Source organism: Bacillus massiliigorillae (genome assembly GCF_000380245.2).
Taxonomy (GTDB): Bacteria; Bacillota; Bacilli; order Bacillales; family DSM-1321; genus Bacillus_AD; species Bacillus_AD massiliigorillae.
Genome location: NZ_HG428741.1, coordinates 1,739,887 through 1,751,271, shown reverse-complemented (window position 1 = coordinate 1,751,271; position 11,385 = coordinate 1,739,887). Strand labels below are relative to the sequence as shown.

Below are 11,385 nucleotides of genomic sequence, written 5' to 3'. Positions count from 1 at the left end.
TTTTTTTATGTAATTAATTATTGCACTCTATTAATTAAAGGCAATATGAAATAAAAACAGCTTCCTTCTCCTTCTGTGCTCTCAACCCCTATAGAACCTTTATGGAATTCTATAATTTCTTTCGAGATAGCTAAACCTAAACCAGAACCATTATGCTGTTTACCTTCGTAGTTGTTTTTGTAAAACCGTTCAAATACTTGCGTCACGTCTTCTTCTTTTATACCAACTCCATTGTCTATTACCTTAACTTTAACAAAGTGAGTTTGTCTCAAAGCTATCTCTATTGTAATGAATCCACCTTCTGATACGAAACGTTCAGCATTAGTTAAAAAGTTAGCAATAATTTGTTCAATCCTTATTGGATCAATTAATACCATAGGGTCGATATTTGAAGGAAAGTAATCGTGGTAGGTGAAAGTTATTCCTTGCTTTTCAATATCCCATTTATATTTATGGTAGATGAGTTTTATATAGTCTCTCATATTTATTTTTTTAAATTCAAATTGTACTTGTTTATTTTCAATGTTGGTAATGGCTCTTAAATCATCGAACATTCGTGAAATATATAAGCCTTTTTCGTGTACGATTTGAATGAATTTTTTTTCGCTTTTAATTATCCCATCTAACATAGCCTTTGTATGTAAATTAATACTAGTTAAAGGTGTGCTAATTTCGTGGGAAATATTACTAATTAAGCGACTTCTTGATTGTTGAACTTCACTTAGCTTTTCATTTGTGGTTTGTAATTCTTTATTCATGGCTTCTAGTTCCATTGTACGATCAAGGACTTGTTGTTCTAATGATTCATTTAGTACTGCTAAATCTTTGGAAAGACGTTCATTCTTTTCGGAGGATTTAGCATATTTTTTAGAAATGATAATAGATTGTGAAAATAGAAAGAACAATAAACCGATTGATGATAATTCAGCCGTATAAATAACCCTATTAAAATATAAAATATCATTTACAGCTGTTAAGCATATGATCAAGGCACCAAAAGCATTTAAAAACGCATTTTCACGTTTCTTTAAATAAGCTTTTACGTATACAATGAATAAATATATAAATGTTAAGAACATGAATATTTGTAGTAAAAGCATTGTTTTCGTATATATGATAGGTGGTGTAAGAATAACAAACATACTATACAACGACATACTACCGATAATAACATTTCTCCATTTCCAGCTCATATCTTGCGAGAATTGTGTATAGGCGTATAAATAAAAAAAGAGCAAACCTAATGAGGCACCTAAATAACCCAGTTTTGAAGTTACCTCATAACTTAAGAAGGAAAAGAGTATTTCTGCCAATGTTGCTTCTAAAAGTGTGGCTCTTAGTGAAACAATTAAACAAAGCATACCAAAAATAAGTAATGAAGTTTCTTTTCGACGGAAAGAAAACAAGACAATGTGATATAACCCCATTGTTCCTAAGCACATGCTTATCATTGCTCTATAGGTAATCTTCTTATTTTGATAGCCTGATATTGCTTTCTGCTCCCCTAACTTAAGTGAAGTGATCATACCAGATTTCTCATTCTGATAAAAATTTGAAACTTGAATAACAAGATCAACATTTGTAGAAGGAATCTCAAATGAGACGACGTTGGCGTTAACTATAGGTTTTGAAGATTGCTTGTTTTCTCCGACAATCCCTTTTTTCATAATAAGTTTATCATTCACCCATAACGCAGATGAGGTAGGGATATTGGGAATATAAAGACTTTTTATCCTGCCAACTTGGTTTTTCTGAAATATCAATTGTAAACGATATGTTGCATAGCCTGTATTCGGAATTTTCTTTCTTTTTATTATGTAATGGGTCCATGTATTAGGAACTTCTACATAATGTGCGGAGACTAGTCCGTTATCATTTTTAAAATCTGTGGGGCTATATAATTTATTCCAATAAAACTCCCATTTTCCATTGAGCGGAATTACTTCTGTTGGAGATTGTTGTTTAACTTCAAAAACTCCCTTCTCAGCTGCTGAATTGGCATGTGCATCATGTACTTTATAGGTTATTAAGATTAATAGCATAGTAAGAAGAATGATTATATGTTTCCCTTTCATTTCTTATATCCCCAACTTTTCTAATCTGTTTTAAAATCAATGATACCATTTAATGATTGTTAGAGTGTTGATTTATTGTTTTTTTTGGTATAATGTTAATGGAATTTAAGTGGGCTTTCTCATAAATTTATTATCATAACCGTTGAGAAAGCCCTGATAAAGTTTATAACTTAATATATTTTGGAGGATGAGATGACCAATCTAATATCTGCTCTAAATCATGAAATGAAATAATAAGTGTTGTTGTATTTATATTTGGATGAATGCTAACTGTGTCTTCATGATCAATGCGTTCAAATGGAATTTCTAATTTTTCTAGTATCTCATAAGCTTCTTTCTCTGTAGCTTTTACCATTCATCTTTCCTCCTATAATTAAATAGTTTTATATATTAACTATTAAAGCATGAACAAACGATGTACAAATGTATAATCCTTGTGTAATTATTGAATGTTTAAGTGAAAAAACATATTTACTTGCTTTTTTTCTTAATTTCATCAAAAATAGAAACTGTTGTTCTTCTATTAGAATAACAATAGTAAACTAAGTGTATTTAAGGAGAAAAGTAATGAAAAAGTGGTTAAGTCTATTATTGACACTAGCTTTATTAACAGGCTGCAGTGATGTAGATTCTAGTTCAAGTTCTAAAACAAATGAAGTTGAAAATAAAAACATAGTTTCAGAATATCCTACATATGAAGCAACTGTTGAAAAGGTTACAGATGGAGATACATTAACAATCTCATATAAAAATAAACAACAAAGAGTTCGATTATTATTGGTTGATACTCCGGAATCAGTGAAACAAGGTGTTGATCCACAGCCTTTTTCAATTGAAGCCTCTAATTTCGTTAAGGAATTATTACCTATTGGTACTAAAGTAATCATTGAACCTGGTGTAGAAGGTCACGAGTATGACAAATATAATCGTTTACTTGCCTATGTATATGTAAATGGTGAAATGTTGAATAAAACGCTTATACGTGAAGGATTTGCTCGTGTTGGATTTATCTATAAGCCAAATACTCGCTATTTAGATGAGTTCTTAAAAATTCAAGACGAAGCGAAGTTGAATAAGAAGAACATCTGGAGCATTAAAGGGTATGTAACAGAAAAAGGATATAATGTAGACGCAGCAACAAATGCAACTATGAATACCACTAATCAATCAGAAAATAATTCTTCGCGAAACCAACAAGAAAAAATTAAAGGAAATACGAACAGTAAAATATATCATGTTCCTGGTGGGAAATATTATGATACACCGATGAAGAATATTATATGGTTTGATTCAGTAAAAGAAGCTGAACAAGCGGGATATCGAGCTTCTAAGGAATGAGAAAAACGGCTGATTTAGGTTAATATAAATCAGCCGTTTTTTTAATAAAATTGAATATTATTTGATTTTATTTACCCTTTTTTATCATTATCTTCTACTTTAGCGACAATAACTTTAGACTTTAATCTTTCCTCTTCATATTCTTCAAGTGCATATTTATCATCTTCATTATCTCTAGTTACCTTTTGTACAGTTATTGCCCCTACAACGGTTAATATCATTACTGCAATATAATAACCTTTTTCATTTAACTCCAGATTATCTGCATTATATAATCCAACACTAAGTAACACTATACCTGATATGAACGCTATCCAAGCAAGAAAAGTAAATGCTGTTGTGTTTTTCTTTCTATAACGTTGCATGTATTACACTCCTTTTACATTTTCGTTTAAAAATGAGCAAAGATTCATGTTGAAAATCATAGTTCTGAAATGAGCACTTCTGGAATTATGTTAGATAGACTTGATGTAATTATTAATTGCAAGTTCTTTATTACCTCATAATTATATATGGAATAGAATTGGAAAAACATAAAACTTTAGTTGTGTTTTAAACTGAAATGAAAACGAAAGATGTAAGAATAATAATGAAAGATATGCAAAACAATACAAAGTAATAGTAGTATTTTAAATCATTTATATTTAGGTGAGAATTTTATGAAAAAACAAGTTCCTGAACAAACATCTACAACTGATTCATCTTCAAATCTACAAATAGAAGAATTGGAAAATGCCCTAAATAAAATGGTAGATGCAGAATTTAAAAATCTTGAAAAAAAAGAACAGAAAATCAAGATGATTTACATACGTACTTTAGTTAATTTAGAACGAATAAACGAAAGTATTATCATGCCGTTTCGCTTTGGTAGTTTAACTCTCTCCCCTTTTAGTAAACCGTTAACTGCTAAAGAATGGGGAGATATTTGGAAGAATTGCAAAGTAAATGTTCAATATGAAGTACGTTTTAAACCACTAACAAATAATTTAACTAATAAGCTAATTCATGCCGAATAAAAATAAGAAGCTGTCGTACTTCCGACAGCTTCTTATTTAAATGTACTAACTAGCCTTTATAGTGTAATTAATTGTATTGTTGCTTTATACTGTCCAACAACAATTTCTTCTCCATCTACTTTTTTATCTTGAATAACAATGTTTTGCATGAGTAAATTCTCTTTCAGCATAGGTTTAAACTTTTCAATAACATGTTGTAAATAATCATCAGCATTTACTACAATATCAATGTACATATTAATTGGTAGATTCAACTTCTTACGATACTCTTGTATAGCTCGAATTAATTCGCGTGCCACACCTTCTTGAATTAAATCCTCTGTTAGAGCAACATCTAATATAACGGTAAATTCACCATTGGTAGCGGAAGAGAATCCATCTTTAGCTACTTTTTCTACCAAAACATCTTCAAGAGTCACTTTCACTGATTCACCAGCATCTGTTTCCATCATTCCGTACCCAGTATCTATAAATGCTTTTGCTTCTTCTTGACCTAGTTGTTGAACCCACTTGTTAGCAATGTTAGCGTATTTTCCGAATTTAGCACCAGATTTTTTGAAATCTAGCTTCAGCTTTATTGTAGCAAATTCTCCTTCGTCTCCAATTTCATAAAATGTTTTTACATTTAATTCATCCAATACGATGTTGCGGTAAGAAGACCAATCCATTTCTTGATTAGAGCTAATAAGAGATAGGCTCGCTAATGGTTGTTTTACTTTCATTGATGCTGTATTTCTAATACTTCGACCTAATTCGACAACTTGTAGAACAGCAGCCATTTCTTTTTCTAATTGAGCATTGATTAGCGTATCGTCATATGTCGGATATGCTGATAGATGAACACTTTTACCAGTAAGATTAGTATAGACGTCTTCTGCAATAAATGGTGTTAATGGTGCAAGTAGTTGACTTGTTTTTGTTAGCACTTCATATAAGACTTGATAAGCTGCAACTTTGTCCTCGTTCATGCCATTAGACCAGAATCGTTCTCTTGAGCGTCTTACATACCAATTACTTACTTCTTCAACTAATTTAGCTATCTCTCTTGCTGCATTTGTGAAATGATATTCCTCAAGATTATGCGTAACGGTTTTTATTGTGCTGTTCAGACGTGATAAAATCCAGGCATCTAGTTTATTTTCTTTGCTTCATAGGTTTTATTAGGACTGTATCCATCTAAGTCAGCATAGAGCGCATAGAAGCTGTAAACATTGCCAAATGTATCAATTAATTTTGATTTAGCCTCTTGAACCACTCGCTCTGAAAAACGTTTTGGATTCCATGGTGCACTGTCTACTAATAACGCCCATCTTAATGAATCTGCTCCATACTTTTGAATTAAATCCATCGGATCAAGTGCATTTCCTTTACTCTTAGACATCTTTTGCCCATTTTCATCTAATACATGACCTAAAGATAGAACGCGTTTATATGGTGTTTTGCCAGTATATAAAGTAGAGACAGCTAACAGGCTATAAAACCATCCACGGGTTTGATCGATACCCTCAATAACTACATCAGCAGGGAATTGTTTTTCGAACAATGCTTTATTTTCGAATGGATAATGATATTGAGCAAATGGCATGGAGCCGCTATCAAACCAAACATCTATTACTTCAGGTGTTCTTGTCATTGTGCCACCACACTCTGAGCAGCAAAGTTTCACTTCATCTACATACGGTTTATGCAATTCGATTTCTTCTATTGGTTGAACGGAATGTTGCTTTAAATCTACTATGCTTTTCGGGGCATATTGATGATTACAACTATCACATTGCCAAACATTTAGCGGAGTTCCCCAATATCGTTTACGACTGATATTCCAATCCACCATTTCTTCTAAAAAGTTGCCAAATCGCCCGTGTTTAATATGGTCTGGATGCCATGTAACTTCTTCATTATTTTTTATAAATTGCTCTTTCATTGCAGTTGTTTTAATAAACCAGCTTTCATTTGCATAGTATAAAAGCGGTGAATCGCATCGCCAGCAGTGAGGATAATTATGTTCATGTTTTTCTTTACTGAAAAGTAAATCCTTTTCAGCTAATGCACGAACTATATCTACATCACAATCTTTTACAAAACGCCCTTGAAAAGGATTAATGTCTGATGTGTATTGGCCTTTTTCATTTACAACATTTACGAATGAAAACTCATTTTCTTGGATTACTTTATAATCATCTTCCCCATATGCTGGAGCAATATGAACTATGCCGGTACCACTTGTATCTGTTACATAATCCGCTTCCACTACTTGATGTCCTATCTCAACGGTTACGAAATCAAATGGTGGTATATATGATATACCCTTTAACTCTGATCCAAGATGAACTGATAAGATGTCATATTCATCTTTTAAGACAGTGTCAACTAATGACTTGGCTAGAATGTATATATCATTTCCTTGTTTAGCACGAACATATTTCATATTTGGATTTACAGCTAATGCAACATTGGCTGGTAATGTCCAAGGTGTTGTAGTCCATCCAAGAAAATATTCATTATTCTTATCAACTAACTTAAACTTGGCTGTTGCAGTTAAGTCTTTCACTACTTTATAACCTTGAGCCACTTCATGTGAGCTAAGTGACGTTTGGCAACTCGGACAATATGGAGATACACGATGTCCTTTATTTAATAAGCCTTTCTCATGAATCGTACCAAGGATATTCCAAACACTTTCGATATAAGGATTTTCAAGTGTAACATATGGATCATCCATATCTACCCAATATCCTAGTTTCTCAGTAAACTCACGCCATTGCTTTTCGTATATAAAAACACTTTCTTTACATTTATCAATAAAAGCTTGCACACCATAGTTCTCTATTTCGTGTTTACCCGAAATTCCTAATTGTTTTTCAACACCTAGTTCAACAGGTAGTCCATGAGTATCCCATCCTGCTTTACGAATAACTTGATGTCCCGACATGGTTTTATATCTTGCTACAACATCTTTAATCGTACGTCCTAAAGCATGACCAACATGGGGTAAACCATTTGCGGTTGGTGGACCTTCATAAAAAACAAATGATGGCTTTCCTTCTTGGTTATTAACTGATTTTTTAAATATGTTTTCTTGCATCCATTGTTTTCGAACTTGTTCTTCTCGCTGAATTATGCTTTCTTTTTTCATTGGATATCGCTCCTATACGGTAATTTAAAAGCATACAAAAAACCCGTCCCTATAAAAAGGGACGGGTTGAACCGCGATACCATCCTAATTCTATTGAAGATTCCGTTCATCAATAGCACTTAGCCACGTACGATCATACGCGTTCCTTTTAACGGTAGACACCCGTTCAAGCTTACTTTGTATTCAGCTTGACTTCTCGGAGAGGATTTTCATTAAAGACCTGAACACCAGCTTTCACCAAATTGCCGGCTCTCTTTAGGACAGTTTCTAAAATTACTTGTTCTCGTCAATGAATTTGTATGCTTTTATTGCAATTATATTAACACTATGGAATTTTAGTGTCAAATTACTCTGTAATTTTATTTTGTGTACATTTTCATATATATCTACACTAGAAAAATTAACTAAATACTACACGGTTAAAATTTTGATTATATAGTTTAGGTAAAGAAATAAGTAAGAAATTAAGTTGTTTTTTATGTTGAATTAAATTAACTTTAGTTCCAGCGTCAGTAATACCCTCAAATCTAATCATATCTGAACCACTGTAATGTAGTCCTGTTAAGTAAAAATGAAAAGCTTGTCCGTTATTAACTAAACTAATACCTACTTTTTCATCTTCATTAAGGTTAAGCTCAAAATCTCTTACCATATTTAAGATTTCAGTGTACAGCCCCTTTTCTTGACCTTGTTTATTGCTTAAAATTTCTGGGTCAATATTCAAAGTTGCTAATGTTGTTTCTACACTCATGATAGTTCCCCCTAGTTAATAATTACTTATCTATAAAGGAATCTACCCTATTTAAAAAATTCATAAACCGTGAAATAGATATGAGTTGTAATTCTTCGAAAACTTTTTGGCATCTTGATGTATTACCAAGCAATTATTTAATTGTATTCATATAAAAACCCGTCCTTAACTAATAAGAACAGGTCTATATACTTAATATAATTTATCAAAAAGGATTAGCTTTCATCATTACTTTTTCCAGCTTCTTTAGACAATTGCTCGAATGTTTTTACTTTGCCATGTGGATTTTGAGATTGCTTTCGTGTATTAAACTGTCGCTCTTCTTGACGTTTAGATTGAGTCATTATTGTAATTACTCCTTTTTATAGCTTTACATTTTTTGATTTTCTAGCCTTCTTTGCTTTTTCTTTATGAGCACGATTTGCCGCTGCACTGCCAAATTCCTTTGAAAATTCAGAATCAGTTTTACTAGAGTCAAATCCTTGTTTGTTTTTTTGCTGCGGGTCATTTTTCTTTGTTCGTTTTGGCACGCATATCCCTCCTTCTTGCTTTTAGTATTAGAAGTGAAAAAAGAAATATGCACGATTCATTTATTCAGGATTAGCAAGTACATTAATAACGATGTATCCAATATATTCATCATCAAGATATGCATCCAGTTTTCAAATTCCTGTTGTAGGCAGTTTTAAATATCCTACTAATTCTACATAACCTGGAAATGTATTTTTGCTTCATTTCTAGGAATATTAGTATTTAATAAAGCTTCAATTGGCAATGTTGATGTGTTTTTTAAGACTGTTACTGTTGATGTGTTATCTTTTATCATACCTAGAATGAAGTATGGTTTCATTTATAGAAATAAAAGTGGCTTTTTTATGTAAAATAGTATTCATTATACATAAAAAACAAGCTCACTTGATTTGAATAAGTGAGCTTGTTTCTATTGGAATTATATAGTCGCATTATTTTAGTTTGTATTTATCCCATCATAACAATCGGTTTTACTGTAACACCTGTTTTAGAGTCTTCGAACGCTTGATTAATATCTTTAAAATCATAAAATTTAACAAGCTTATCTATTGGGAACTTACCCGCTAAATAGTAGTCGACTAGCTCAGGAATAAATAGGTGTGGTACAGCATCTCCTTCAATTACACCAACCATGGCTTTTCCTTCTGCCATAATGTCATTATGAACGTCGAATTGCATTTCTGGCGTTACTCCTACAATTGCTACTGTGCCAAGTGGACGAAGAGCATGTAGGCTTTGACGGACAACTGGTGGTACACCTGTTGTTTCTACCGCATAATGTGTTCCACCATTTGTTGCTTTTTTAATTTCCTGAACTACATCAACATTTTTACCGTTTAAAGTAAGTGTAGCTCCTAATTCTTTTGCTAATTCAAGACGACTATCATGAACATCAATAGCAATAATATGTTTGCAACCTACAATTTTAGCAGCCATAATAGCACTTAATCCAACAGCTCCACAGCCATAAACAGCTATTGAAGTACCGAATGCTGGTTTTAGTTTATTCAATACTGTCCCACTTCCTGTTTGAATTCCACAGCCTAATGGTCCAAGCAATGCAAGATCTGCATCTTTATTAACTTTTACAACATTACGTTCATTAACAACAGCATATGTAGCGAAAGAAGATTGTCCAAAGAATGTGGAAACATTATGGTCATGTTGATGTAAACGATCATATCCTTCTCCATCGAAATTTAGAGCGTTGAAATTTTGACAAGTCGATGGATGAGCGCTTAAACAGTTTTCACAGTGGCCACAAGAAGAATAAGATAGAACCACATGATCTCCCTCAGCAATGGTTTCTACTGCATCTCCTACTTTTATTACAATACCTGAGCCCTCATGTCCTAAAACAACTGGAAATGGAGCTAAGCCTAAATCTCTGGCAACGGCATCTGTATGACAAACTCCAGTTGCAATGACTTTTATTAATACTTCATTTGCTTTTGGTGCGTTTAATTCAACTTCTTCTATTGAAAATTCTTTACCTAATTCGTGAGTTACTGCTGCTTGTATTTTCATAGTGATGATACCCCTTTCAGTAAAAAAATGATGTCCCCAACATCTATTATAAAACTATTCTGAAATATTTTCTAATAAGACGGGTTGTTATAACCAATTATTTACTATAGATATCTTTTGGATTCCTTCTGATTTGCAAAAGATTTTCAGGTGTATCAATTAACTTAAAGCCATATTGTGCATACAATTGATGCGCATCTTTAGTTGCTAACATGAATCTACGGACTTGCTGTAACTCTGGGTGTGTTGTAATAAACTGCATCAATTGTTTTGACAATCCGATTCCTCGATATTCAGGAAGAACAAAAACATCACATAGATAAGCAAAAGATGCTAAATCAGAAACAACTCTAGCAAACCCTACTTGTTGTATCGTGCTTTCTTCTTTCTTATAAACACCAAAGCAAAGAGCAGAATGCTGAATGGATTTTATCACAGTTTCCTTTGGAATATTATGTGCCCAGTAAGATTGTTTATTTAAAAATTGAAAAATAATATCAATTTTTAATAAATCTTTATCGGTTGAAATAAAATAGTTTTGATCAATTGTCCACTTTTCCATGTTAAGTCCCCTTTTACAAATAAATCTCTTATTCCTATGCATTTATTTTGCTATAAACATTTGTAAAGTGTTGTAAATTTTCCAACCTTTCCAGTATGTCATGTTTGTATTCTTCTAATTTTTCATACCCTGTTTCAGTAATCTGATATAGTTTCTTCGGTGGGCCAGAGGTGCTTTGCTCCCAATGTGAGATTATGCAGTTGTCTTTTTCAAGTTCTTTGAGAGAGAGATAAATTGCTGCTACATCAATCGTGTTATCTAATAATTCCTCGTTACATCGATGTAATAATTCAAATCCATACGAAGGTTTTTCGGCAATATATAAAAGTATAAATGCAGGTGTATGTCTCCCTCTTTGAAATTTCATTGTGTAATCCTCTCTTTTCCTATTTAGAACTGTTTAATCTTTTCATATATCATCGTCTTAAATGTTTGGACATAAATACGTC

The 11,385-nt window shown here is 32.4% G+C and carries 11 protein-coding genes, 1 pseudogene and 1 other annotated feature; of the genes and pseudogenes, 2 read left to right on the top strand and 10 right to left on the bottom strand.

The features are described from left to right. Positions 1–17: 17 nt before the first annotated feature. Both TX86_RS08085 and TX86_RS08080 read right to left on the bottom strand, forming a co-directional pair. Entirely contained in the window at positions 18–2,075 is a 2,058-nt protein-coding gene (locus tag TX86_RS08085) for a sensor histidine kinase (RefSeq protein WP_042347862.1), read from the bottom strand. A gap of 163 nt (positions 2,076–2,238) precedes the next feature. Next, positions 2,239–2,430: a YbaK/EbsC family protein gene (locus TX86_RS08080; RefSeq protein WP_042347860.1), complete on the bottom strand. Its 192-nt coding sequence runs from the start codon at positions 2,428–2,430 to the stop codon at positions 2,239–2,241. A gap of 212 nt (positions 2,431–2,642) precedes the next feature. Here TX86_RS08080 and TX86_RS08075 point away from each other — a divergent pair, with 212 nt between their 5' ends. Next, positions 2,643–3,413, top strand: a complete 771-nt coding sequence (locus TX86_RS08075) for a thermonuclease family protein (protein ID WP_042347857.1) — start codon at positions 2,643–2,645, stop codon at positions 3,411–3,413. A 71-nt stretch (positions 3,414–3,484) separates the two neighbouring features. Here TX86_RS08075 and TX86_RS08070 read toward each other — a convergent pair whose 3' ends face one another. Next, a complete protein-coding gene (locus TX86_RS08070) occupies positions 3,485–3,778 on the bottom strand; it encodes a YiaA/YiaB family inner membrane protein (RefSeq protein WP_042347854.1) in 294 nt (97 codons plus the stop codon). A gap of 294 nt (positions 3,779–4,072) precedes the next feature. Between TX86_RS08070 and TX86_RS08065 the strand changes: the two genes are divergently transcribed. Next, a complete protein-coding gene (locus TX86_RS08065) occupies positions 4,073–4,429 on the top strand; it encodes a hypothetical protein (RefSeq protein WP_042347852.1) in 357 nt (118 codons plus the stop codon). Between the two features lie 56 nt (positions 4,430–4,485). Here TX86_RS08065 and ileS read toward each other — a convergent pair. The 7 genes and pseudogenes from ileS to TX86_RS08040 all read right to left on the bottom strand — a co-directional run bounded on the left by ileS (position 4,486) and on the right by TX86_RS08040 (position 11,303). Continuing rightward, positions 4,486–7,565: pseudogene (ileS, locus tag TX86_RS08060) on the bottom strand (isoleucine--tRNA ligase). A gap of 54 nt (positions 7,566–7,619) precedes the next feature. Continuing rightward, positions 7,620–7,864: a binding site (T-box leader), on the bottom strand. 101 nt (positions 7,865–7,965) lie between these two features. Continuing rightward, a complete protein-coding gene (locus TX86_RS08055) occupies positions 7,966–8,316 on the bottom strand; it encodes a DUF6173 family protein (protein ID WP_052343593.1) in 351 nt (116 codons plus the stop codon). Positions 8,317–8,531: 215 nt separating this feature from the next. Then, positions 8,532–8,660, bottom strand: coding sequence for a DUF6254 family protein (locus TX86_RS27195; protein ID WP_230203590.1), 129 nt, complete (start codon positions 8,658–8,660; stop codon positions 8,532–8,534). Between the two features lie 18 nt (positions 8,661–8,678). Continuing rightward, on the bottom strand, positions 8,679–8,846 hold the full coding sequence (locus tag TX86_RS26985) for a hypothetical protein (protein WP_195892873.1): 168 nt from the start codon (positions 8,844–8,846) through the stop codon (positions 8,679–8,681). 448 nt (positions 8,847–9,294) lie between these two features. Next, positions 9,295–10,374, bottom strand: a complete 1,080-nt coding sequence (locus TX86_RS08050; protein WP_042347850.1) for an NAD(P)-dependent alcohol dehydrogenase — start codon at positions 10,372–10,374, stop codon at positions 9,295–9,297. 97 nt (positions 10,375–10,471) lie between these two features. After that, on the bottom strand, positions 10,472–10,936 hold the full coding sequence (locus TX86_RS08045) for a GNAT family N-acetyltransferase (protein ID WP_042347848.1): 465 nt from the start codon (positions 10,934–10,936) through the stop codon (positions 10,472–10,474). Positions 10,937–10,970: 34 nt separating this feature from the next. Continuing rightward, positions 10,971–11,303, bottom strand: a complete 333-nt coding sequence (locus TX86_RS08040; protein WP_042347847.1) for a PadR family transcriptional regulator — start codon at positions 11,301–11,303, stop codon at positions 10,971–10,973. Positions 11,304–11,385 lie beyond the last annotated feature (82 nt).